Origin of the sequence: Runella zeae DSM 19591, from assembly GCF_000423565.1 — a bacterium.
GTDB lineage: Bacteria > Bacteroidota > Bacteroidia > Cytophagales > Spirosomataceae > Runella > Runella zeae.
On sequence record NZ_AUIF01000029.1, the window covers coordinates 1 to 26851 of the forward strand.

At 42.8% G+C, this 26851-nt stretch carries 16 protein-coding genes; 6 read left to right on the forward strand and 10 right to left on the reverse strand.

Going from position 1 to position 26851, the window contains the following annotated elements; genetic code table 11:
- From G563_RS33855 to G563_RS0106275, 3 genes are all read right to left on the reverse strand, one after another.
- Window positions 1-488, reverse strand: a 488-nt coding sequence (locus G563_RS33855) for a hypothetical protein (protein WP_037326025.1), incomplete at its 3' end; no start/stop codon positions are given.
- Window positions 489-656: 168 nt separating this feature from the next.
- Complete coding sequence (locus G563_RS0106270) at window positions 657-1184, reverse strand: DinB family protein (protein ID WP_028664562.1); 528 nt, start codon at window positions 1182-1184, stop codon at window positions 657-659.
- Between the two features lie 12 nt (window positions 1185-1196).
- Window positions 1197-1841 (reverse strand): pyridoxamine 5'-phosphate oxidase family protein, encoded by a 645-nt coding sequence (locus G563_RS0106275; protein WP_028664563.1) that lies wholly within the window; start codon window positions 1839-1841, stop codon window positions 1197-1199.
- A gap of 104 nt (window positions 1842-1945) precedes the next feature.
- Here G563_RS0106275 and G563_RS0106280 point away from each other — a divergent pair, with 104 nt between their 5' ends.
- Window positions 1946-3412: an aminotransferase-like domain-containing protein gene (locus G563_RS0106280; protein WP_028664564.1), complete on the forward strand. Its 1467-nt coding sequence runs from the start codon at window positions 1946-1948 to the stop codon at window positions 3410-3412.
- A gap of 82 nt (window positions 3413-3494) precedes the next feature.
- Entirely contained in the window at window positions 3495-4079 is a 585-nt protein-coding gene (locus G563_RS0106285; protein WP_028664565.1) for an HD domain-containing protein, read from the forward strand.
- Here the strand turns inward: G563_RS0106285 and G563_RS38805 are convergent.
- From G563_RS38805 to G563_RS0106300, 3 genes are read right to left on the reverse strand one after another with little or no spacing between them, the layout of a single operon-like run.
- Complete coding sequence (locus G563_RS38805; protein ID WP_051210796.1) at window positions 4056-6248, reverse strand: sensor histidine kinase; 2193 nt, start codon at window positions 6246-6248, stop codon at window positions 4056-4058. The genes G563_RS0106285 and G563_RS38805 overlap by 24 nt on opposite strands.
- Before the next feature lie 32 nt (window positions 6249-6280).
- Window positions 6281-8485, reverse strand: coding sequence for an ATP-binding protein (locus G563_RS38810; protein WP_028664566.1), 2205 nt, complete (start codon window positions 8483-8485; stop codon window positions 6281-6283).
- 18 nt (window positions 8486-8503) lie between these two features.
- Complete coding sequence (locus tag G563_RS0106300) at window positions 8504-9892, reverse strand: ATP-binding protein (RefSeq protein WP_028664567.1); 1389 nt, start codon at window positions 9890-9892, stop codon at window positions 8504-8506.
- A 168-nt stretch (window positions 9893-10060) separates the two neighbouring features.
- Here G563_RS0106300 and G563_RS33865 point away from each other — a divergent pair, with 168 nt between their 5' ends.
- Entirely contained in the window at window positions 10061-13177 is a 3117-nt protein-coding gene (locus G563_RS33865) for a cyclic nucleotide-binding domain-containing protein (protein ID WP_037326028.1), read from the forward strand.
- Between the two features lie 4 nt (window positions 13178-13181).
- Here the strand turns inward: G563_RS33865 and G563_RS0106310 are convergent, their stop codons facing one another.
- From G563_RS0106310 to G563_RS0106320, 3 genes are all read right to left on the reverse strand, one after another.
- On the reverse strand, window positions 13182-14081 hold the full coding sequence (locus G563_RS0106310) for a pirin family protein (protein ID WP_028664568.1): 900 nt from the start codon (window positions 14079-14081) through the stop codon (window positions 13182-13184).
- Between the two features lie 15 nt (window positions 14082-14096).
- A complete protein-coding gene (locus tag G563_RS0106315; protein ID WP_028664569.1) occupies window positions 14097-14381 on the reverse strand; it encodes a GNAT family N-acetyltransferase in 285 nt (94 codons plus the stop codon).
- A gap of 92 nt (window positions 14382-14473) precedes the next feature.
- Entirely contained in the window at window positions 14474-15706 is a 1233-nt protein-coding gene (locus G563_RS0106320; protein WP_028664570.1) for a porin family protein, read from the reverse strand.
- A 158-nt stretch (window positions 15707-15864) separates the two neighbouring features.
- On the opposite strand from G563_RS0106320, the gene G563_RS33870 reads away from it, so the two are divergent.
- Window positions 15865-17220, forward strand: coding sequence for a chloride channel protein (locus G563_RS33870; protein WP_037326031.1), 1356 nt, complete (start codon window positions 15865-15867; stop codon window positions 17218-17220).
- Between the two features lie 216 nt (window positions 17221-17436).
- On the opposite strand, the gene G563_RS0106335 is transcribed toward G563_RS33870, so the two are convergent.
- Window positions 17437-23328: an SdrD B-like domain-containing protein gene (locus tag G563_RS0106335; RefSeq protein ID WP_084650778.1), complete on the reverse strand. Its 5892-nt coding sequence runs from the start codon at window positions 23326-23328 to the stop codon at window positions 17437-17439.
- Window positions 23329-23871: 543 nt separating this feature from the next.
- On the opposite strand from G563_RS0106335, the gene G563_RS0106340 reads away from it, so the two are divergent.
- The gene (locus tag G563_RS0106340; RefSeq protein WP_028664572.1) at window positions 23872-24573 is read left to right on the forward strand and encodes a LytR/AlgR family response regulator transcription factor; all 702 of its coding nucleotides are present in this window, start codon (window positions 23872-23874) and stop codon (window positions 24571-24573) included.
- Between the two features lie 228 nt (window positions 24574-24801).
- Window positions 24802-26814, forward strand: coding sequence for a tetratricopeptide repeat-containing sensor histidine kinase (locus G563_RS0106345; protein ID WP_084650779.1), 2013 nt, complete (start codon window positions 24802-24804; stop codon window positions 26812-26814).
- Window positions 26815-26851: the final 37 nt, after the last annotated feature.

The following is a 26851-nucleotide window of genomic DNA, read 5'->3' on the forward strand; positions in this document are numbered from 1 at the left end:
TAGCAGGTTAGATAACCATTGATCACCCCGCCGATACTACTTGTATTTAGTACATACAATGAGGTGAACAAGGTCATGGGTCCAAAACCACTTTTGATCCACAATATCTCTTGCAAACCCCAATCAAAAACACCTGCAAAATATTCTTCTCCTTGCATATACTCCACACTAGAAGTATTATCTAAAAAGGGATTAGAAAAACTAATAGATAGGCCATCATAGACACAGGGTTCAAAGGTTTTTGTTTCCCAATCTACAAAGTGAGTATAGGGAGTCCCGTTAACTCTTTTGTCGGTCATTAATCGGGTACCAACTTTTTTAAGCGAATTACAAAATTTGAAATCCATTTGGCTTTTCAACTCTAAAGTCTGTAAATCGTAAACATACAAGACTTGTTCTTCGGTGGCATTCACATAAAAATGCTCCTCATCCACTACCCAATACTGATGGTCGGTAGAAGGTAAGACTTTTAACAGTTTGTAGCTCATTTGGCAAAAAATAACAAAAGGATGTCAAATTAATGACCGATTTAACAAAGAATTACATGATTTCAAATAATCTTGTTTGCTTATTAAGCGAATGTTTGACTCTATAGTGTACTACAGCAAAAATCCCCTTCAAGATTTGAAGGGGATTTTTGCTAGCAGTTGTTTCTCTCAACCCTGTACCAACGGGAAATAACGTTCGCGAAGTACCCTAAGATGATGAATCGGATGTCCTATCAATACAAAACCCAAGGCCAAAGGAGAGATACGTTGGTTGAAACTAATGCCTTCACGATGAAGCATCTCGTCGTTAAAACTCTTGAAAAGAGCGAGGGTTGAGCGACGCACTACGGCAAATTCGTCCAACAAATCGTCGATGCTACGCTGAGAAGCGGTGGTATTGGCACCAAAAAGGTCTTCATCATAACCCGGAAGAGCGGTTTGGTCGTTTCGCGCAAAACGCATCGCTCTATACGACATGATGCGCTCATTATCAATCAAATGCTGCAAAATATCCTTGGCAGTCCATTTGCCCGGTGCATACACTTGGTCGCCAAGGGCAATAAGTACCTGCTTGACCGAAGGGGTTTCGAAAAGCGAGGCCGTTTGTTCCAAGCCGTCGATAACATCAATATCATCTACCAACAAAATATAACGGTCAAAAAACTGCGGCATATGCCGAATACCGGAGCGTTTCATGGAAATAGGGGGTTAAATTGAAATTTCAATGGGAATCAAATGCGCAGGCAAAGGTAACGACAGACTGCTATCATCGGCAAGGGGAGCTTCGCGAATAGTGCGCAACGGAATCAATCCCGACCATATCGGCAGTGCTTTGTCTTCAGCTTCGTCGTTGGGCATACCCGTACGATACTTGGCCGATGCCTCTTCTATTTTAAAAGCTAAAACGGTTGTTTTTCTTACTTCGCTTTCGGTCATGGGTCGCAAATAATCCCAACTATTGGGTACTATTTTTTCCGTAATCCATTTCAAAGCCTCTGCTTTGGGATGGTAAGCTTCTACTTTTTCGGCGCTCGAAAACATAATCACCGAGCGGTAATTGACCGAATGAGAAAAAGCAGACTTTGCCACCACAAGGGCGTCGGTAAGCATTACCGAAATACACACGGGTGCACCATTTTCGATAGAACGTATAAAATGACTACCTACCGAACCGTGGATATACACATAATTGCCATAACGCGCAAAAGCCGTCGGAATCGCGAACGGCTGACCGTCAATAACACAACTTATGGTACAAAACAAAGCTTCGTCTAAAATCGCGTAAATAGCTTCTTCATCGTGCCGCGTGCGTTTGGCCAAGCGGCTAGGAGTAGTTTTGGAAGTGGGCTGCATGGGTTGAAAAAATGAATGTTGTTGATTTTGATACAAAATTATACCTTTACTGGATTGCTTGAAGTGTCCACTTTTCATAAATCTAATAGTCCACTTTACCGCCTATGGTAGCTTACCAATCCCTCCTTCGCATTGACAAAACCGCCAAGCAAGCCGCCTATCTACAACTTGCCAATCAGCTCATGGGGCTCATCAGAGGGGGAGAACTGCGGGCAGGCCAAAAGCTACTAGGTTCGCGACAAATGGCCGCGCTATTGAATATCCACCGACAAACCGTCGTTGAGGCTTACGACGAGCTACTGATACAAGGATGGCTCGAAACCCGCACGGGAAGTGGTACGTATGTGGTAGAAAATTTACCAGAAATCAACCCAACACCTTTAGAAAAACATCAAAATCAGAACAGCAATCCCGCCAAAACGGCAGGATTCAAGATAGAAAATGCACCTCATTTGGCTCGTGGCGTATTGGGGGCTTCGCCTCACCTCCACCTCGACGATGGCTTCCCTGACCCACGTTTAGCGCCCTTAGCCGAACTGTCACGGGCGTATCGCTCCCAACTTCTACACGGCAATCCTTATGTAAAACTGGGCTACAATGATACCAAAGGCTCGGCATGGCTGCGGCGAGAGCTATCGGCTTATCTCAACGAAACCCGTGGCCTCAAAACCACCGCCGACAATATCCTCATCACCCGTGGAACCGTGATGGGGCTTTATCTAGCAAGTACAGGTTTGCTCAAAAAAGGCGACAAAGTCGTAGTAGGCGAATTGAGCTGGGGAGGGGCCAACATGAGTTTTTTACAAGCAGGAGCCGAGCTCATCAAAATCCCCGTAGATACCCACGGCTTGGTCATCGAAGCCCTCGAAAAGCTCTGCCAACAGCAGCCCATTCGGATGGTATATGTGACTTCGCATCACCACTACCCTACTACTGTGGCGCTACGCGCCGACCGTCGGCTTCAACTGCTGCGTTTGGCCGAAGCGTATCGGTTTATTGTGTTTGAAGATGATTACGACTACGATTTCCATTATTTAAGTCAACCACTTCTCCCCTTGGCAAGTGCCGACCGCCAAGGGATGGTGTTGTACTGTGGTTCTTTTACAAAAGCGATTTCGCCCGCTTTTCGAGTAGGTTATCTGGTAGGTTCCGAAAATGCAATTCATCATTTGTCTCAACTGAGACGCATCATCGACCGGCAAGGCGATTTGATGCTCGAAAACTCCTTTGCCGAATTGCTCCAAAACGGAGTCATTCAGCGACATCTCCGCAAGTCTCTTCGCGAATACCGCACCCGACGCGACGCATTTTGTGAGTTGCTTTCGACTCATTTAAGCTCCTATCTCCAATTTCAAATCCCCGACGGAGGTATGGCCGTTTGGACACGTTTCGACGCAAGTATCGACCTAGAAATGCTCGCTACTGAAGCCCTCAAAAAAGGTTTGTTTTTTGCAGATGGTAAATTTCACGCTCCTTTGACGCATCATACCCGTTTGGGTTTTGCCTCTTCTACTGTTTCAGAATTAGAGGAATGTGTGGAGACACTGAAACGATGCATCTTATCCCAGTAAGCACATATTACCACATGAACTTTGGGTAATGATTGGAAATTTCAAACTTTTCTTGAAAATTGTGCCATAATCTTTTATTCAAATGGACATCCAAGCCGTAGAAAATTACATCGTAGAAAAGCTACAAAAAAACCTGTCACCTACCCTGACTTATCACGGCTTTCATCATACGCTTGATGTAGTAAACGCTGCTCTTGAAATTGCAAAAGCGGAAAGAATTGAAGATGAAGAATCCTTGGTATTACTGAAAACTGCGGCGTTTTACCATGATTTGGGGTTTATTACTACTTATCGAGGCCATGAAGAGGAAGGCTGCCGTATTGCCCACCTTACCTTACCCGCTTTTGGGTATTCGCTAGCACAAATCGAAAAAATTTGTGGGATGATTATGGCTACCAAAATTCCTCAAAACCCACAAAATCATCTTGAACAAATCATCGCCGATGCAGACCTAGACTATCTCGGTCGTGATGATTTTTGGCCCATCGCCCACTCTCTTTACGAAGAACTCCGCCAGCGTGAAATGATTACCAATCTTGAAGCTTGGAATCAAATCCAAGTTAAGTTTTTGTCGTCGCATCAATATTGGACAGCCACTGCCCAACGTTGGCGCAAACCCCAAAAACAACAATACCTAGATCAACTAAATGAGATGATAAGGCAATGAAATAATGAATTCTGTACCTTCGCCTTCTTTACTTTCCATTAAAAAAGTGCCGTTATGCCCTTTCGTAACAATATCATAGCTCAACGACAACCCTAACCCTGTGCCTTCACCAGTGGGTTTGGTGGTAAAAAAGGGCTGAAAAATCTTCGTTTTTATAGCATCAGGGATGCCCATTCCATTGTCTTTGACCCGAATTTCGGCCCACGTTCCTTGCTTGCCGTCTTGCCGATGACGCGTCGAAACCGTCACTAAAGGCTGATAGTTAGGCATTTTTAGGCGTTCTTTTTCATGAACAGCATAAAAGGCATTGTTGAGAAGGTTGAGCAGTACTCGCCCAATTTCTTGGGGCATCACTTTCAATTTAGGTAGCTTCTCGTCAAACTCCCCCTTAAACTCGGCATTGAAGGTCTTGTCTTTGGCTCGTAATCCATGATAACTCAGGCGGAGGTATTCGTCGGCGAGCGCGTTGAGGTCGGTAAGCTGCATCTCGCCGGTATTGTTGCGTGAGTGCTCCAACATTCCTTTCACGATACTACTCGCACGCTTTCCGTGATGGTTAATTTTTTGTTGATTTTGGGTCAAATCACCCGCTAATTCTTTCAGCAAATCTTTGTCTAAAGGCTCGCGGTCGAGCTCCTCGGCGAGTTCTTGGGCGAGTTCCATGCTGACCTCCGAAAAATTATTCACAAAATTGAGCGGATTCTGGATTTCGTGGGCAATCCCAGCGGTAAGCTCTCCTAAACTTGCCATTTTTTCCTTCTGAATGAGCTGATTTTGAGTCGCTTTCAATTCTTCCAAAGATTGCTCCAACTGTGCCGTTCGTTCTTTTACTTGCCACTCCAAGGTTTCGTTTTGAGCTGCCAAAAGCTGTTGCTTTTCTTGCTCTTGCCGCAGGTTTTGCTTACTGAGTTCATTGTTTTCTTGAAGTTTTTCGATGAGTTCTTTATTGGTTTTCGAAAAGCTAATCGCCAAATACAACGAAATCGACAAAGGCACACACAATACCGCAATTTGGTAAGTAATAACCCCCCCCAATCCACTCTCAATCATTGGGCTGAAGCCATAGTTTTTGAGCAAAATATCTACGTAAAAAACCAGAAACATCACCAACGACACTCCCATCCCAATCATAATAAGCCTTGCACCGGGCAAATGCCGCCGCAAAGCCAAGGCCGTCACTCTGATTACTTCGGCAGTCATGAGGAGTTCGGTACCTAGCTCAGCCCATACCGAACCCAACGAGTAAGGAGTGAAGAGTGAAATAACAACCAATATGCCAAACACCACTATCATCCAATAAAGTACTCCCGTAGGCTGATGGTAGATTTCATAAATAGCCCGTATCAAAAACAAGTACGCAATAGGAAATGCGATTGTTTGCACAAATTCGGCCAGAAAATACTCCGTCAAGTTTTCGAAATAATCTAACGTAAGCGGGATACACAAAAACGCAATTCCCAACCACAAGGTAGTCAGTGAAAAATAGAGATTGGCGCGCTGCGTACGATACAACGAGAAAAACGACAAATGCAAAAAGGTAAGAATAAAAAATACCCCTACCTGAAACCACCCGTAATAAGTCTGCTGACGTATGGCTCGGCTAATGGTACTTGCATGTTCGGTAGCGACAACGGTAGCTTTAAAACAGTGGCTTTGGTTGAAGCCTACACGATTGTAAAAAGGGTTTTGCTCATAAGCCACCCGAATTGAAATCTGAACATAAGGATAACTTACCGAATAAGGCAAGCCAATATTGTAATGGTTAAACAAATTGACAGCTTTCACTTGCTCTGGATTAGTGCTGACAACGCCGATTTTACGCGCCAAAAGTCCGTTTATGTATATCTCCGACGCTACGCTTTGGCTGATTTGTAAGGTACTGAGCTGCTGCGCTACCAACGGCGAAAACTCTAAGGTAGCCCTAAACCAGCCTATTCCTTTGGTAGTAAGATTAGGGATATTGGCAAGGTCTTGGGTAGGATTCACTTCTTTCCAGGCGCTATCGTCAAATTCGGGATTGGCCCATTCGGGACTATCGCCTGCGCTCCATCGCCAGTTTTTTTCAAGGACTAACCCCTTCAAGGGAATAGAGTCAATACCAATGATACTCTGCCCCCAAACTTGACTGACGTATAAAAGCAAAACGATGAATAGACCGAATTTTTTCATTTTAGAAGGCTGTTTTGACGTATGTTAGTCCATTATGATACTGGTAACCTAAAGATAAATTCAGTACCTTCTCCGGCTTGAGATTCTACCGACATTTCTCCGCTATGCCCTTTGGTCACAATATCGTACGCAAGGCTCAGGCCTAGCCCGGTGCCTTGGCCGGTAGGTTTGGTTGTAAAAAATGGCTGGAAGATTTTATTCTTTACAGTATCAGGAATTCCCGTACCGTTGTCTTTGACCCGGACCTCTATCCACTGCTCATCCTCCGCATTTCTCACCAGCTGCGTAGATACTTCTACCAATGGTTTGTAAGAAGGTAATTTTTGCAGGGCTTTCTGATGTACAGCATAAAAAGCGTTGTTGGTTAGATTCAATATCACCCGTCCTATATCTTGTCCTACTACTTCTATTTTGGGAATCAAAGGGTCTAAATTGGCTTTAAAGTCCGAATTAAAAGTTTTGTCTTTGGCTCTCATTCCATGATAAGCCAACCGAAGATATTCGTCGGTCAAGTTGTTCAAATCGGTCATTTCTTTGGTACCAGAATGATTCCGCGAATGCTCTAACATCCCTTTGACGATGCTACTTGCTCGTTTGCCGTGATGGTTGATTTTTTCCAAATTTTGCACCAAATCCCCAAAAATTTCTTCTTCTAGAGAATCTTCTTCTATGGCAATGTTGATTTTACGTTTTTCTTCCTGCAACTCCTCCAGCAACTCTATACTAAGCTCAGAAAAGTTATTAACAAAATTCAAAGGATTCTGGATTTCGTGCGCAATACCCGCTGTCAATTCACCCAAAGAGGCCAATTTTTCTGACTGTATCAATTGTGCCTGCGTCGCTTTTAGCTCTTCCAACGACTCGTGTAATTCGGCCGTACGCTCCGCTACTTGTCGTTCAAGTATTTCGTTTTGAGCCGCCAATATTTGCTGTTTTTCTTGCTCATGAGCCAAGTTTTGGGCGGAGAGTTTTTCTACTTCTTGAAGTTTTTTGCGCAGTGCTTGGTGGGTGCGAGAGTATTCCTTTACCAACGAAAATGACAACCCAACTGGAATACTAAAAAACATGAGTACCCAAAGTACGATTGCTATGATGATTATCATTTGAAAGCCTGAGCTTTTGGCGTAGTTATAATTATCGACCATCATGCTACCAGCTATCACAATCATGATAGCCAATGCAAAAAAAGCAGCGCCTATTATTAGCGAATAAATGGGTACTTTGGCATTGGGATCTCTACGCCTGTCGGCTAGGAGACTCACCCTTATAAAATCCACAAAAATCAGTAAAGGGGCAAGCCATACTTGTACGGCAATGGGCATCTCATAACCAAATATCAGGCATATCAAGCTCCCTACTATCAGCCCTAGTTGTAGGAAAAAAAACACCCTAAAAGGCTGGCTTAGGTACAAATAAAGCGATGTATTAATTAGTATAAACCCAGCATATACTGCTATCAGCTCCACAAGTTGATAAACTTGTCTTAAAGAGGAGTTTGATTGATGCTGTTCGAGATTTTCCAGTAAAAACGCAAGGGCAAAAGTCAACATCGTAAAACCCAAGCTAAGACTTACCTTGCGGGCACGATTAGAGGCATAAAAAGAAAAATGGAGAACGGCAAACACCAAGAAAATCCCCATCGCCAAATAAAATATCTCTGACTTGCGTATGCCGCTGTTGTACACAATCTCCCCGATATTGCTTACTTGGTCAAACCTAAGCTCGAAAGTCTCTTGATTGGTACCAGGATAGTAGAAGTTAGATTTGGTGTAAGAAAACCTCACCGCAATCACGTGAAGATTGGTATCGGGCAGGCTAAAAGGGATAAACTTCTCTACCGAATGTGTCACTTCTTTTTTGGAATCAATACTGACTACTCCTAATTTTTTCAGGAGTTTGCCATCTATATATATCTCCGACGCTCCTACCTGATCGATACTCAGTGCCAAAGGCTTATTAACGAGCGCCTGTGTAATCTTGATAGGACGCCTAAACCAGGCGATTTGGGCCTCTCTGAGGGAAGGTAGTTTGTGAATAGATGTGGTAGGAGAAAAAGCCTCCCAAGTAGAATCAACCAAGGCGAGGTTTGCCCAAGCGGGATTGTCGCCACCGTGCCACTTCCAATGTTTTGATAAAGTGGTACCAGAGCTCTCTGATTCATCCAATGGTTCTAACTTTTTTTGTGCCCAGCTACCAAAGCTGCACAAAACCACTAAAAGTAAAATAAAATACTTCATGCAATAATGTTTTAAAAACTAACCAATCGGTAAATTAATAATAAATTTAGTACCTTTTCCTTCCGTACTTTCTAATTCAATGGTACCCCCATGCCCCTTCGTAACAATATCATACGCCAGCGATAGCCCTAGGCCGGTGCCTTGTCCGGTGGGTTTGGTGGTAAAAAAAGGCTGAAAAATTTTAGATTTCACTTCGTCAGGGATGCCCATGCCGTTGTCTTCAATGCAAATTTCGACAGATTCTGGCTGCCTTTTGGTTTTTACCCAAACCGTAGGCTGATAGCCACTGCCTGCTATCTCGGGCCGAAGCGAATGCTGGTATACCGCATAAAAAGCATTGTTGATTAAGTTTAAGAAAACCCGTCCCAAATCCTGCGGTATTACTTCTAACTTAGACATGGTAGGATCAAACTCAGTGACCATGTTGGCGTTGAAAGACTTATCCTTGGCTCTTAATCCATGATAACTCAACCGCATATATTCATCTGCCAAAACATTGATATCTGTGATTTCTTTTTTGCCCGTATTTGCTCTCGAATGTTGGAGCATCCCCGATACAATACTTGCGGCTCGGCGACCGTGGTGGTTGATTTTCTGTAAATTTTGAATCAAATCATTTAAAATTTCTTCTTCAAGCTCAGTATCTCGCTCAGTGGCCTCTTTTTTCCTTTCTTCTTCCAGCTCTTCTAACAACTCAACTGATACATCCGAAAAATTGTTAACAAAATTCAACGGATTCTGGATTTCGTGGGCAATTCCCGCCGTAAGTTCGCCCAGAGAGGCCAGTTTTTCTGATTGAATCAACTGTTCTTGGGTCGCTTTTAGATTGTCGAGGGCATGTTGGAGTTCTTCCTTTTGTTTTAAAATTTCAGCCGTTCGCTCAGCCACTTGCGACTCCAAGTCCAGTTTTTTAGCTTCCAAAATACGATTAGCTTCTTCCTCTTGTTCTCTTTTGAGGCGTTCTTCATTGAGGGCTTTATCAAAGCTTTTTTGTTGGTTGCGCGCCATCAATGCAAACACAAACATCGAAAGTAGCGCCATACCTGTAGCGGAGTCAAAGATTTCTTCGTGCGATTTGTAAAATTTAGGCGTCCAATATTTGGCAAGATTATCCATCAAGTATACAATCCCAAAAGGGCCAATCATCCAAAGCAACAAACGAGCTTTGGGGGTTTCGTTGCGAAGCAAATAGGCTGGTACAGCCGACATCGCCAATAATCCAAAGAAAATGGGCGGAACCAACCATTTGATACTAAAAACAACTTGGAAACCTAGCAACCCAAATCCAATGAGTCGAGTATACTTTAATCGTTTATCCCAGTGTGGAAGAGTTTCTTTGAGCCTCAAAAATTTTTGCTCAAACGGCAGAAGAAAAAACGCCACCAAGAAAGGATATACAAAGTTCATAGCCGAAAAATATTAAGGATTTATGATGAATCGTTGGCGATACACCTCACTTACCGTTGTTTTTTCTCCAATATCCGTATTTTTGTCAAAAACTGAAAAAGCTAAACGGTCTTTTCATAAACACTAGCTTACTTAACCCGCCGACTGTACTCGGCTAGAGAGTCTTTTATGTTGCCTCACCCACTGTATCGTTCGTTAGGAATCAGAGCCGATGAAGTCAAAACCGTCGGACTGTTTTTTTTACATCATTTTTTCTTGGGGTTCGGCACCATGCTTATTTATGTGTCGGCCAATGTCATTTTGCTCGAAAATCACCCCGAAACGAGCCTTCCTATTGCCTACATGGCTTCGGCAGTGGGAATGATGCTGATTGGGAAGCTTTATACTTATTTTGAGCACCATTTGCTTCTCGACAAACTGGTCATCAGGGTACTTTGGTCGGTGATTGTTCTCACTGCCATTATTTTGATACTGGTCAATGTAGGACATTCTATTGCGGCAGCAGTGACGATTATGGTGGGCTACCGTGCTATTTATCTTCTGACCAATCTCGAATTTTGGGGCGTATCAGCCGTAGTATTTGATGTACGCCAAAGTAAACGACTTTTTGGGGTAATCAGTGCCGGAGACATGCCCGCCAAAGCCCTCGGGGGTATGCTTGCGGTACTCATTCATGGTCATACAGAACTAATAGTACTGTTGTTTTTGGCGTTTGGATTCTTTTGGGCAGCGATGTACACGGCGGTTCTGACTTTTCGTTCACACCATGTTTCTACGGGACACGGCTCTGAGCCTCTTCACCGCAAACCTCTCCCGCGACTTATTACGCAGTTGTTTGGAGGTAGCGAACTGATATTTGCGATGTGTCTGAGCCTGACGGCAGTCGCGATTATGGCCACGGGGGTTGAATACGCGTTTTTTATCAATGTCAAATACAAGCTCCACAGCCAAGCAGATGTCATGAAATACCTTGGCGGTGTTTTGGCAATTACCTACTTACTCGCCACGTTTGTGAAACTTGTAGTGTCGCGCCAGACTATCGAGCATTTTGGTATCAACCGCGTACTCGCTTTGCTACCCATCGGAGGTTTAGGAGCGGCTTTGGGATTGACGGTGGTGTTTTTGGGCGATTTTGACCAATCTATCCAACTCATCGCTTACTGTTTTGTATATTTAGGATTTGAGGTAGTACGTAGGGCATTGTTTGACCCCGTATTTTTGGTATTGTTTCAGCCGCTTTCTACCCACCAACGCCTCAGAGGACATACCCTAGCCAAGGGTTTTTATGAACCTTTAGGGCTTGGTATCGGTGGACTGATGCTTTATTTGAGTCATCATTTGTGGCATGGTAGCGAGTGGTTTTTGGTAGAAGAAATCATCGTGGGAGCTATATTCTCATTGTGGTTTTTGTATCGTACTTATCGCCAATACGTCTCTACCCTCCAAGATGCCCTCAGCAAGCGTTTTGTAGCCGTAGAAGATTTGGCAATTCCGGACGAAGCGACTCACGCCATTTTACGTAATCTCAAAAGTACGAAGCCTAAAGAAATAGTAAACGCCATCGAATGGCTCGCTCAAAATCGTATGCATGGAGTCTCCTCCGACAGGCTACAGACTTCTATCGGTGAGCTACTCACGTATCCTCACGACCAAGTGAGATTGAGTGCATTGGAAGCAATTGATAAGTTGGGATTGGTGATTAAAAATAGTCAATTACAACAAATGGCGTTGGAGGATGTGGCGCCTGCAATCCGGCAAACAGCAGCGCGTATCGTCAGCAAAGAATCCGAAAAGAATGGAATAGAACTTCTCTACAAACCTGACTTAATGGTACGCAAGGGCGCAATTTTGGGATTGCTCAAGCCCAACCCAACCCATAAATTTGCCCTTACGGCGCTTGAAGCAATGCGCCAAAACCCCAACAATAGGAGTCAGTTGGCGGTACTTGAAATCGTAAAAACGCTGCAACTAAATTCCTTTCAAGATTTCGTAAAGCTCTCATTTGAGCATTCAGATGAAGAGGTGGTTGACGCCGCTATTCATACAGCAAGTGTTTTTCCGGCTACCGAATTGATAGAAAAATTGATTGACTTTTTGGCCGAAAAACGCCATTGGCGGGCTGCCGCTAGAAGCTTGGCTTTGCTCGAAAAAGAATCTCTACCTTGGCTCCAAAAACGCCTCTCTGCCGATGCCGATGTTGTTACGGCGCGCCGTGCGGTAGCTGCCTGCGCCCAAATGAAAACACCCGAAGCTTTTGGGTTGCTCATCGAATTGTTGCAACGCCCCGATGTATCGGTTCGTACGGCGGCCTTACAAGTATTACATCATTTTGATTCGTTCAAAAAGGAAGAAAAATTATTTAAAAAACTCCTCCAAGAAGAACTAATCTTAGCTCAAAGACTCTTACATGCCCAAATAGAACCGCTCGAACAAGACCTCAAAAATAGTCTTACCTACGAGCAAGACCTTATCGTACAGCGTATTTTTGGATTCTTGAAACAGCTCTATGACCCAGAAGCCATTTCAAGTACTCAAACGAGTATTTTGCATAGTTCACGCGAGCGTCGCGCCAATTCGCTGGAGTTACTAGAAAATATCGTCCCCCGCCAAGTATACGGAAGCTTGTATGCGCTGCTCGACAATGCTTCCGATGCCGATAAAATCCGCCTCATTGATGCGCAAATGGGTAGTTTTACGGCCAAAGAATCCATTAAAAATTACATTCTCCAAAACGGCCCCCGTATCTTTACCGACTGGACGATTCGTCTCACTTTAAGGGGAATGCCGCTCGACCAACTATTTAATTATCCTGATTTACAACTCATGAGTCACTCTTCTAGCACCGCTACTGTTTCGATTACGGAACGCGTCATGGTTCTGAAAAACACGGATCTTTTTGCCGAAACCCCCGAAAACGTGCTCAGTAGTATTGCTCCTATCATGCGCGAAATAAGCTACATAGAAGCAGAAACGATTTTCCAGAAAGGTGACTTAGGAACAAGTATGTTTGTCATTTATGACGGAGAAGTAGGTATCTATGACGGGCATGTCCAATTGGCCACTTTTGGCCGTGGTGATGTATTTGGCGAATTAGCCCTGCTCGATGCCGAACCTCGCTCAGCGACGGTTTCTGCCCTCAGCGATGTACACCTTTTCCGCATCGATCAAACTGATTTCTATGACCTTATGGATGAACGAGGCGAAGTACTCAGAAATATCATCAAGATTCTGTGTCAACGCATACGCAACCAAAACACCAAACTACGTACGCTTGCGAGCCGTTAGGAGTCTATGTTTTTTTGGGTTTTAAATTGGGAATAGGGGAAGGCAAAGGCACCAGATCGCCTTCTCCTTCAATCCTTGGAAATCGGTCGTTTTGCCAGTCTTCTTTTGCCTTGTCGATGAGGTCCTGACTCGTGGCTACAAAATTCCAAAAAATAAATCTTTCTTCCAGAAAAGGCTCTCCCCCAAACACATATACGGTGGAATTGGCTTCAATTGTAAATTCACAAAGTTGTGGATTTTTGGCCACCAATATTCGTCTTGGTTCGTAGCTAATGCCTCCGTCTTCGATACTGCCTTCCAGAATATACATACCTGCTTCGCCATAAAGTCCATGACTAATCTGGACGGTTTGGCGTGTAGGGCTTTTGATTTCCAACAAATACAGTTTACTATATACAGGCACAGGCGAGCTATGTCCAAAAGCCTCCCCTGCAATCAATTTATATTCAACCCCATTTTCTTGCCAAGTGGGTAGTTCTTTTGCCCCCACATGATGAAAAGAAGGCTCCATTTGCTCAAGTTCTTTGGGCAAAGCCACCCAAATCTGCAAGCCATGCAGGTGCTTGTCTGAATGACGCAGATATTCGGGGGTTCTTTCTGAATGCACAATCCCCTTCCCTGCGGTCATCCAGTTGACTTCGCCAGGAGCTACTTCTACTATCGTTCCGAGGGTATCGCGGTGCATGATGTTGCCTTCAAACAAATACGTCAACGTAGATAGTCCAATATGAGGATGTGGCCCTACGTCAATATTCTGATATTCTTTGAGATAAGCCGGCCCCATGTGGTCGATAAAAATAAAAGGGCCTACCATTCTCTTGCCACGAAAAGGCAACAATCGTCCTACCAAAAAATTGCCAATATCGGCAGGACGCTCTTCAATAATCATCTGAACGTTTGACATATTATTGATTCTTTTTTAGGCTAACACATCTTGCCATTCGGGCATTTTTTGAAAATTAGCTTTGGCAAAAGGACAGAGCGGAATCACTTTGATATCATTTGCTCCCACATAAGCGACAAGCTCTGTTTGCAAGCGCTTACCAATCCCTTGCCCCTTGAGGCTGTCATCTACCTGCGTATGGTCAATGATGATTTTGGTGTCTCCTGCCTTGATATAAGCCATTTCGGCCAGTTTTTGTCCGTTCAAAATATAATCAAACGAACCGCCTTTGTCATTTTGTTGATGTTGAATGTTTTCCATTAAATTAAATGATTTGAAAATACTAGCGAAGCCGCGATTTCTAGCTTTGCTTTCGATTATTGGTTTGACGGTTTTTGATCACTCATAGCATCCTATTTTATATAATATCTCCCCATAAAAGAGAGTGATTTGCTTATACTTCGATAATCTGGATAAGGAGTAAACCCATTTCCTAGCGTAAAACGCGCTTCAAAAGCCATTTTTTTGAAACGAGACCCTACTCCTGCCACCACTGCTACTTCATGTTTTCGAAAATCTTCCCCCAATTTTCTTTTACTGCCTAACAATCCAACATAACTTTCATTTTTAATCATAACGCCGTTTGAAATCCCAGCTAACATATAAAAAGTAGGATTTGAGATTTTGAAACTATATCTAATCAAATTGTTGATACCGATATAGCTCAATAGATGATGAAAGCTTCTATCGCCATTCCTAGTTGTAAAAGTTTTTTGATAACGGTAAAAATAAACCTCATTTTGCAGTGCCAATCTCCCCCGAAGGCGAGGCGCTTGGTAATTTAAAAATACTCCCGCAGTAGGTAAAGCACGCCATTCGTCACGAGAAGCATCATCCGAAATGTCTTTGTAAATGGTATGGTTTAATGCATTGACGTTGATCCCTGCCATGACTCCCCATTCTAATTTTCCTTTTTCTCTTGTTTGAGTCGCTACCACTTCTGATGAGGCAAAACAAGCATTATAACTATCAATCACCTTACTCAGTTGCACTATTTTATAAGACAGATTCTTGATAGGCAAAGACTTACAGCCATCAGCAGTCAGTAATCGAAGTTGGTCTTGATAAGTTGTAATGTGCAACGCCCCCTCGTCAATCATCGCAACATGATAAATCAAAGGTTCAATTTTATTGTCTTTGTTGACAATGAAATGTTCGCCCATTTCATTATCGGCAAAATGATAGAGTGTGATTTTGCCGCTCGATAGTACCCTCATAAAAGCAGATTTGAGCTTCAAGTCTTTTTTACGATTGGCATATTTAGCAATCGTCCCAAACTTCGTTAGATCCATATCGCGTACGAGTTTTTCGAGTGTGATATCCATAGATACATATTTTTCTTTTGTATCTATTATCTCAAAACCCAGCAAATCGGAAGTCGTAAAAGTCTCTATTTCTTTATCCAAAGATTTCTTAAAAGAAATTTTGAGCGGGCTTTGGGTCCATTCTTGGTAATCAATATACCCTGAGATGGTATCTTTTGAAGAAGTATAAATTTCTCCTTTTACAAAATTAGTCTGAGAAAAACCTAAACAAGCTTTCAACAAAAAATATATCAATATGGTACTTCTGGTAGTGGAATACATAAAAATTTAGAACAATAAGTGGTGCAGAACTATCTACTTAGGCCAAACATACTCACTTTTTTTGAAAACATAAATTTTACAAATCTCTCATAACCGATTGCGTTTGCTAACGTTTTTTCGTTATTTGAATTCAAACACTGCCTCCACGCTTCATTGCTATGCATCACAGAATCACTTGGCTTACCCAAAAACTAAGAGATAGCCTCGAATGGCTACAATACAAAATTGTTAATAAAGAAGTACGGACGCTTACGCTTCAAGCCCTTCCTTTTTGGATTGCGTCTATCTTAACAGGCTTTGTAGCAGTAGCTTACGAAAAACTTTTCTCTATTTTTGAGCACTTAGGTGCTTTGTTGGTGATTCAATATCCTTGGTGGAGTTTTGTTTTTATTCCTGTTTTTTTCTTGCTATCATGGTGGTTGGTGTGGCAGTTTGCGCCTACAGCCCGAGGCAGTGGGATTCCTCAACTCATGGCATCGATCGAACTCGCCAATCCTCGCCACGATACACGCGTTGATAAGCTTCTTGGGATACGAATTGCGATTGTCAAAATCGCGAGCAGTTTAAGTATGCTGCTAGGACATGGGGCGATTGGGAGAGAAGGCCCTACTTTACAGATTTCAGCTTCTATTTTTCGGTTTGTCAACCGTCTCCTACCTTCTTTTTGGCCTCCTGTATCGAAGCGCATCATGCTTGTGACGGGAGGGGCATCGGGATTGGCAGCCGCTTTTAACACTCCTTTAGGCGGAATTGTGTTTGTAGTAGAAGAACTTACCAAAACCCACATCACTCAGTTTCGTACCGCAGTTTTTGCATCGGTTATTATTGCGGGTATGACCGCCCAAGCTTTACTCGGCCCTTATTTATATTTGGGTTTCCCAAAAATCACTCCTGTTGGATTTTCTTTCGTGTGGGTCATCATCGTAGCAGGCATGGTATCAGGAGTGGCGGGGGCTTATCTGGCCAAACTACTTTTGTTTTTGAGTGATTGGAAAAACAAGCATTTTAAATCCATACCCCGACAAGTGGCATTTGTGCTAGGTTTAGGATTGCTTTTCGCTACATTGCTCTACCTCACTGGTCCTCAGACGGGTGGCAGTGGTAAAGACCTTATGAATCGTCTACTTTTTACGGATCACAAACAAGCCAAATGGTACGAATTTGCAGGGCGTTTTTTGGGTCCAGTGTTAAGTTATCTTTGCGGAGGTGCGGGTGGAGTTTTTGCGACTTCTTTAAGTGCTGGCGCCACCTTAGGAGCACTTATTGCCCAGGTACTGCAAGTCACACAAACCAATTACAATTTAGTCATTTTAGTAAGTATGGTAGGATACCTGACGGGGGTGACACGCTCGCCGTTTACTTCTGCTATTTTGGTCCTAGAAATGACCGACCGCCACTCGGCTATATTTTATTTATTGCTTGCTGCCATGACCGCCAATTTAGTAGGTTTTTATGTTGACCGTAAATCATTTTATGAACATTTGAAAGAGAAATTTATGGGTGAGGCTAGTTGATTTTATCCTAATAGAAAACAAAACTATTTCTTTATAAATCAATGCATTAAACAAAGAGAAACCGTAGCGGCGGTTTCAAGAAACATAGTAAACAACTGGATGTTACTGATAAAAAAACAACCGCCCGGCGAATCGTGATTTATCGTCGGGCGGTGTATTTATGAAGGTCAACTTACTTCAGAGACCCACAACTAGCTAGTGGCTCTACTAATACACTTAGAGAGAAGTCTTTTTAATCTTTTTGATAGAAAAAGGTATACAAAGTTCGGTGGGGCAACAATTATCACCAGGCTCAATAATCACTGGGCAACATCCCTCGGCGGGGCAAGTTGAATTAGACGCCGTATAGGTATAAGTACCTGGCTCTTCTAGTAAAATAAGATTACCTGTTCCGACAATAGTCCCTGAGCCTTGTTTAAACCACTGCACATTGGTGTATTGGGCGGGCACACTTACTTCTACTTTTTCACCTGCACATAGCTTGAAGGGAACCGTAAAGCACTGCCGATCCAAATCGTCCTCATTTTCAGAGCCATTGCCCGGCGTAGAGTCGCGGTCTTTTTCGTTGGTTGCGGTGATTTCGGCGGTATTAAACCATACACCCTGCGCCAATACTTTGACCCGAATTGTCAAGACCACCGTATCTCCATTAGCGGCCATGTTTCCAATATTCCATTGATAGGTACTTGGATTATAGCTACCTGCACTTCCTCCTGCTACTCGTACAGCACTACTGCTTATGTATTGAATCCCAGCATTGAGACTATCCGTAACAACTACTCCTGTAGCATCAAAATCCGCTTCATTCCATACCTTAAGTTTGTATTCGATGGTATCGCCAATGGCCGCGACTTTTTTGCTTATCAATTTCTTCAAAGCCAAATCCACTTCTTTAAGGCAGTTGACATCAATCGTAACCGCTACCCTGCTCGAGCTGATGTCGGTCAAACAAGCTGGATCAGTACTACGAGCCTGCGCATAGAAGATGGTATCTCCCAAAACGATTCCTCCAGGTTTGAACGAAAGCCCTGTGTGAAGAAGTGAGCCGCCCGTAGGAGTAGCATACCATTCTACCGTAGCCAAACCAAACACGATGGCTTTGAGCGTAGGGAAGGTATCTCCTTCGCACGCGGTCAAATTGGGCGTAATAATGGTCGGAACATTAGGGTTACAGTTACAGTTAGGCCCTACAATCAGGGTATCAAATTTACAAATAGCACTAAGGCTATCGGTGATTTTGATGGTCGCTCCCGACGGAATCCCTGTCACGGTATAAGGGTTATTACCGCTTATGATACCTTTATCCACTTTCAGTGTGCCGTTTTTATTCGCTACACTAAATGTTATGCTGTAGGTTTGTACATCAGGCGAGCAGGTTGGAGTGGTTGTCAAGGCAAAAGTGGGCTTGACACAAGGCACCACCAAGGCCGCATCAATGGTAGGGTTGTCTTTATCGATTCCAGTACTCAAGGTATTGATGACAATGACGGGGCTTTCGCCAGTAATCGGATCAAAATCAGAGTCTTTGGTATCGTCGTTAGGAGAACCTACGTCTTTTTTAGTACTGATTTGGCACGCTGCCGGAATACTACTAAGCACCATTTTCACTTTATAATTACCACTGTCGAGTCCCGTAAAACCGTAGGCTCCGCTTGTATCAGTAGTATCTGTGCTAATGAGTGCATTTGTATCTCCATTGAGCAATTGTACAATCACCCCAGCTACTCCATCTTCGTTAGCATCCTGAATACCATTGTCGTTGGTATCTTTCCAAATATAATCTCCCAAGCTACCTTTGAGGCAGTTTTTCACTTCTATGTTTACTGTATCAGCACAGTTCGTGTTTGAATTAGTTAATACAAAACGATAAGTACCAATAGCATCCATACCCGTCACTACACCCGTAGTAGGATTTATCGTTACGACTTTGGGAGAAGAACCCAGCTGTGCCCAGCTCTCACCAGCGGCAGCATCGGGCAAATTCACGGTAGCAATATCATTGCATATCGCCTTTACTCCAGTACTATCGGTGCCAGCGTTGGGTTTGGTGTTTACAATAAGCGTCACAAAAGTCGTATCAGAGCAGCCAGTAGTTTCATTGGTAACGACTACATATACGTTGCCCGAAGTACTAAGGTAAGCTGCGGGATTGGTAATAGGTGCGGTACGCTTTACATTACTAAACCACTCTACTTTGTTGCTTCCGCCAACGGTGTTGTTCAAGCTACTAAGGTTAAATGTTCCTATTCCAGCACCAGACTCGTTTTCACAAACTGTTAGTTGAGAATTTTCTACCGCTGGTTTGTCAAAAATAGTCAGACTCACATAAGCCGTATCTTTACAGGCAGTAGTATTATCCGTAATGACCACTGCATAGTAATGGGTTCCTATTTCTTCAAGTGCTGCACCGCTTGGGGTAAAACTAGCCGTAGTTTGCCCAGCGATTGCCGTTCCTAACGTACTTGTTGTAGTATCAGCCAAAGGTCCGTACCAAGCATAGCTTACACCCACACTTGGCGTAGCTACGTATGCTGTGGGGGTTTCGTCCAAACAAATGCTTTGTTGTTTGGCAGCTACCTGAGCTACTGGCAATGCCTTGACAGTCAAGGTAGTAAAAGCAGTGTCTTGACATGAGGTCGTAGGGTCAGTTACAATCACTGCATAGTATTTCGTACCAACGGTATTGATTGCGGCTCCACTAGGAGTGAAAGAAGCAGCAGTTTGCCCTCCAATCGCCGTTCCTAAACTAGCAGTAGTATCGGCCAAAGGTCCATACCAAGCATAGCTTACACCCACACTTGGGCTAGCTGTATAAGCTGAGGGGGCATCACCCAGACAAATCGTTTGTATCTTGGCAGTTACGTTGGCTACAGGACGAGGATTAACAGTCACTTTGACGGTATCACTACAGGCCGCTTGGCCTTTGTAAGTCAAAATAAAATAATAGTCTCCTGCTACCGTAAGTCCCGTCACTACTCCCGAGCTAGGGTTGATGGCAGCGTTGGTGCTTGCGGGCTGAGAGCCTTTACTCCAAGCTTCTAGCGCCGAGGCATCTTTTAGGTCGATAGTAGTCGTACCCACACACAAAGTTTGATTTGCTCCTGCGGAAGGTTTTACACAAGGCACATACAAACCTGCATCAATGGTAGGATTATCTTTGTTTAGTCCCGACCCCGTAACGTCAATAGTAATGACGGGGCTTTCGCCGCTAATTGGGTCAAAATCAGAGTCATTTGTATCATTTCCTCCACCAGTATTGACATTTGACTTTGGCGTAATTTGACAAGTATCAGGCAAGCTGCTCACCAAAATTTTGACTTTGTAAGTACCACTTTGGAGATTTGGGAAACCATAAAGTCCACTGGCATTCGTAGTATCCGTAGCCAATACGTTGTTGTTAGTAGCATTCAAAAGTTGAACAATAACACCCGCTACGCCCTGCTCGTTGTTATCCTGAATCCCATTATCATTAGCATCTTTCCATACATAATCCCCGATAGAACCTACACATATCTTGTTGGCTACTACTACGCTGTCAATCAACACACAGTTATTGATTCCAGTAGGTACGAGTTTTACATAGTAAGTTTGGGCGGTCGTAACGGCAGTTGGAGTTGTTTCTTCTTGGGTCAAATTCTTGTCTCTGTAGAAGGTAATTGTACCGCTTGAGCTACCAGCAGTAGTATTAGTTAAATTCACAGCTACTCCTGGACACACAGGTGCGGGGTCGGTAGTGACCAAAGTAGCAGATGCTTGAACAACTACCTCTGATGCTTCTTGTACACAAGAACTATCAGGCAAAGTACTAGCTACTACTTTAACAGTATATGTACCTGGCAATGCCGGAACAATATTGGTAAAAAGTTTATTGCTTTCTGCCACTTTAACCCCATTGCGATAGTAGCGATACGTCCCCCCCACAATAGGAGTAGATACACGCGCCCTCAACAAACTAGAGCCATCAGCACATACTGTAGTAGTATTTAAAAGCAAAGTTTCAGCAGGAAGCGCTCCGATTTTTCCAGAACCCTGATAAGAATTTTTACAACCATCATTACCAAGGATTTGATAAGTAGCCACTTCTCCCGCCAAATTTTTGGCAGGAAGCCCTATAAATACCGAATCTTCTTGCCCCATAGAATTTGGATAAGGCAATGTACCGTTGTAAGGCGCAGTGCTACCATACAGCTGTGAATCGGTACTAATGATACGCCACTTATAAGGACCTACTACCTGACCTTCAGGCTGCAAATTCATGATTTGTAGGTTGGCGACCGTTGCATTTCCACAAAGTGCGCCAAATCCTACCTCCCAAGTTGGCTGGGTATAAGTCGGAATGGTCACTTGGGTAGTTACGGTTTTACAACCATCATTGAAAGAAAAAGTATAGCTACCACCTGACACTAGGCTTGAAAACTGTCCTGTGTGAGTAGGCGAATCCGATTCAGGTCCTTCGTTGACACGTGATGCCGAAGGTGCGATGATTCGGTAAGTATAAATATTGTTCCATCCGTTTTCGGGACCACGGTTGTTGATACCGATTACATTGGCTTGTCCTGATCCAAAACATTGGTTTGTAGCATCTACGGATACAGTAGGGTTGGCATAAGTACCAATTATGATTGAATCTGTACACATAGCGCCACAAGCATCAGTGATACTCAAATAGTATTTGCCCGGTGCTAATCCCGACGAAGTATAAGAAGCACTACTTTGGGTAGAAGTATAAACGACGGTATTGGTAGTACTGTCTTTTATAACAAAAGTGTAGTTGGGAGTAGGATTGTAAGGAGGTCTTACAGCTACCGACATTTGGAGGCGATACTGTTCAGACGCTCCCGATGGGCATTGGATAGTTTTACTACAACCCATTGAATGAGGCCCTGGGCCTGTCAATTCTACCGTACGAGTGTTTATCTTATTACATCCATCTTTTACTTCTACGGTATAAGTACAAGGACGAGGCAGATTGATGAAAGTAGTATCAAAGTTAGACGAAGTAACACTGATGTTTACACCACAGCTGACACTCGTAATCGTATAAGTTAGGGGACCAATCCCTACCGAACTTGCGGTAGTAGTCAAGCGAATAGAGCCGGTTCCATTGTCACCAGGCGCACCGCATATCCCCACCGAAGTCCCTACCGACGTAGTAGGCGAAGTATAAGCTTTGGGTGTCACAGTCACATCTCGGGCGCCTCCGCACTGATCGGTTACAGAAATCACGTAAGTGCCTCCTGCTGTTAATGTGAAAGTAGCAGATGTAGGATCTGTAATCTCATTTCCTACCTGATTAGGACCTGATTTGACTTTGAAAATATAAGGCGCATTGCCACCACTGGCGGTGATTTTGTATTCAGCATCGCCGTTACAATTGGTAAACTTCACAAAAGAAGACGAAGCCGTAGGAGCCGGTATGGAAGAAGGGACGGTTACTTTGATAGTTTTGTAATTTCCACAAGAGTCTCTTCCTTGTATTTCGTAAGTACCGCCCATTCCGGCAGGATATACAATCGGAAACGATCCCGCTAAAGTTGTATCGTAAGGAGGCGGTACTGTACCATCAGCAGGAAGTGCCCCATTTTTAGTCGAAATCCTAAAGAAATAATCGGGGCGCTGTTGAGAAGCAGTAGCGCCCGTAATAGCCAGGCTACCGATACTTACCGTAGGGGCTGTACCCGTACAGGGCAAATACGACACTGCTGTGGTAAACGTCCAGTTTTGCTGATAGTTGCCCGTCACTGATACAGGGAAGGTCTTCTCATCGTTGGTAGCAGGATCAATGATCGTCAGGGTATAATTACCCGGAGCAAGAAGTTCAAACGTGACATTAGGCCCATCAAAAGGCCCAAGTTGTCCTGGGATATTTCCTCCCGTGAGCGAGTACAGATAAGTAGCCTCACCAGTGACTACTACCTTTCCCGAGGCTTGACAACGAGACTCTAAAGCAGAAATAGTAGGGGTTACTATTTGGGCTTGAGTCCAAGAAGGATAGAGCCACCCTAATACTCCCACAAAAGTTGCTAGCGCAGCTCGAAAGTATACAACTTTACTTCCAATGGTGTCGCAAAAGCGCCATAAAATACTCAACATAAAGTGTTTAATCATATGATTGATAGATTTAAACAAATTGATAATGCGTGTACGGTTACAAAAAATAGGACATAAACATCCCGACTTCCCCCTTTCGAGAGGAAGTAAAAAATCTGATTTTCACTACTAAATCAGGGGATGCAAAGCAGCCTTTCTAGGCTCAGAAGCACTGCACTTATTCGGATCGGGTTCTTAGTAAATGATTAGGCATGGACAAGATTTTGGATAGTACTGCCTAAAAAACTAACAACAACCCTGCCAGTTTTGCCCAATTGGAACTTTTTTAAACCTATTTGGAATATTTATACCACAAAAACATCCATTTAATATCATGAAAGTCGTTATCAGTATCCCAATTAGATATTTTGAGAAAATTTTTTTTCCAGAACAAAACCCTCAAAAAAATACAACGAAAACTTTTATTTAAGGAATGAAACCTTCCATTTATACCATATAAACCAATTTAGTATATGGTTTTATAGTGTAAATTGGCACACATTATGAAGGATATATGCTTATTTTTGCATAAAAGGTATACCACTACATACGATTTACCCTGTGAGAAACTATTTGCCCCTTATCGTTGAAGACGATGCAACTTCGGCGTCGCTATTAGAGTCATTTTTGCAGCAACTTCCTCTTTTTGAGAAGCCTATCATCTGTACATCAGCGATAGATGCGCTTGGTATTCTTCAGTCTTCACCCATTGACCTGCTTTTTTTGGATATTCATTTACCAGACTTTATGGGGTTGGATTTACTGAATATGATAGTAACTCCCCCTCCAGTGGTGATTACAACAGCCGACCCCAATTTGGCAGTTCAGAGCTTTGACTACGATGTGGCAGACTATTTGCTCAAACCTTTGCACTTTCCCCGAACTGTCAGGGCTATCAATCGTGCTTTATCCATCAAAATAGCTGGCAATAGTATCACTAGTCAAAATAGCATATTCGTTAAAGCTGGCCGCCAATTACGCCGATTTTTATTTGAAGAAATCGACTACATTGAAGCATTTGGGATATATTCTAAGCTCATAGGTTCCCAAGGAACATTGGTTGTAAACGAACCTATTTCCACCTTAGAAGAGCGTTTGCCCAAACGTTCGTTTGCGCGTGTACAAAAATCTTTTATTGTTAATTTAGATAAAGTAAGTGGTTTTGATTCCAAATCACTTTTTGTAGGCTCTACCAAAATTCCGATTGGTTCAGCCTATCGAGATACTTTAAAAAACTTTTGGTGGTTTGGAGAGCCTAAATAATCCCCTAAAAATCAATACAATTACCCCAATACATCAAAAGCATTGTTAGCTAATTTTTTTAAACTTCCCCCGCCGATTAGCGCAGATTTAAAGCCGCAGATAGGAGACTGTAAACTATATAAAGCTTTTTTTAGCGAGAATCTGCGTTTGTATTATTCAGCGGACTCCTGCGGGTAAAAAACAAAACTTTTTACTTAACAATGTACTAAACCTCAGCTAACGCAAGACATGAAATGGTTACGTCTCTCGCTTTTAGGGATATTATTAAAATTTCATGGATTGCCCTTAATGGCCCAGAATCTGCAATCACTCATTCTTACCGACCGCGCCGACTCGCAACTTCTAGAGTTTTATGATACCCTCACTCCAAAGCAATGGAATACGCTATCGGGTTTACTAAAACAAGAAATAAAGACCAACACTCAGCTCAAAACACAACAACAGTATCACGGGCGTTTGTGTGTACAACTAGCCCAATTTCATACAACTCAAACCCAATTTGATTCTTCGTTTGTGTATCTAAATCGCGCATTTGAGATTTTTAATCAAAATAAAAATTGGGAAGAAGCTTCCTTTGTGATGTACCGCATCGGTACGCTGCATTCAAAAACCTATAAATTTGAAGAGTCTATTAGTCAATACTTAAGTACCCTTCTCTATAACGAACTCCACCAAGTAGATACTTACACAGGGCATGTATACAACTTATTATCTCTTGATTTTCAAGATTTAGGGGATTCTAAAAACGAAGAAAAATACATGCTTAAGTTTATAGATTTTGCAGAAAAGAAAAATAAAGACTCTGACAAAATATACGCGTATGAGCTTTGGGCAACTGCTTTAGACAAAAAAAAGCTATATCAACATGCTCATGAGTTTCATTTGAAAGCCCTCCACTTAGTACGCAAAGGAAAATTCAAAGAAGGTGCCGATTTGGAAGGAGAGATTTTAACCTATATAGCCAAAAGCCTCCTCCATATGAAAAAATATTCCGAAGCGATACAAACAATCAATCTAGCAGAAAAAATCATCTCCGGTAACTACCTCACTCCTAATCGCCATTTTAATTTATCAAGTGTCTATCAGACAAAAGCAGAAGTATTGCTAGCTACTCGCCAGCACAAACAAGCCCTGAAATACGCCAAGTCTGCCCACAAACTTTTGAAAGGTCTTCCTCCTCGCCAACAATTTCTTGAAGTATTGACGATTCTCATTGATATTTTAAAAGCTACAGGGCAGTATCAGGAAGCTTTAGAAGTTTATGAGGAAATGTATAAGACCGACAGTCTCTTAAAGAAAAAAAATGATTTAGCCGTCATCAAAACTGTTGAAGCTAAATTTCAATTAGAAAAGAAAGAAAAAGAAAAAGAGTTGTTTCGTAAAACACTGGAAATAAAAGAACTTGAACTAGAAAAAGGAAAAAGAGATAAAGGACTCTTCTGGGGAATTGTGGCAGTGGGTTTATTCTTGTTGTTTTTTATGCTTTGGTCTTATTATCAAGTCAATCGCCTCAATCGTGCTTTGTCTGAGCGTAGCAAACAATTGCAATCATTGAACGATACCAAAGATAAACTCTTCGGAATTTTGGGACATGACCTACGGCGTCCTCTAGCTGATATGAACAATACACTCCAATTGGCCGAGCACAATCTGATGTCCACGCATCTTTTGATACCACTCCTACGCAAAAAACTAACATTGCTCGAAAACTTGCTCACAAACCTCCTCTACTGGGCTCTTTCTCAACAAAATACTTTACGTATAAATCCTCGACATTTGGTTTTGTTAGATAGCATCAATGACATACTCCCTTCCCTTGAAGGTATGATTAAAGAAAAAGAATTGAAAGTACTCCTTTTTGAATCTTCCCAAAACTTCATCTATGTAGACGAAAACCACTTGACAATCATCCTCTCCAATCTCATTCATAATGCTATCAAATTTTCGCTGCCAGGGGGGAGTATTCAAATAACTATCACCGACGAACCCTCCCATGTTTTGTGTACTATCCACAACACAGGACAGAGCTTTGAATGGGACGGAGAAATAACCTCATCCTTCAAAACCACTACTTCTATAGGTACAAACAACGAAAAAGGCACAGGCTTAGGACTACTGGTATGTGCAGAGCTAGTAAAACTAAACAAAGGCACTATCAAAGCCTATCCCCATCCAACGGAGGGAGGAACTACCCTAAAACTCACATTTCCAACTACCAAATCCGGCCAGGTCTCCTTGTAGCACTTATTGATTTTCTAAGGTCGTTTTTTAAGAAAAA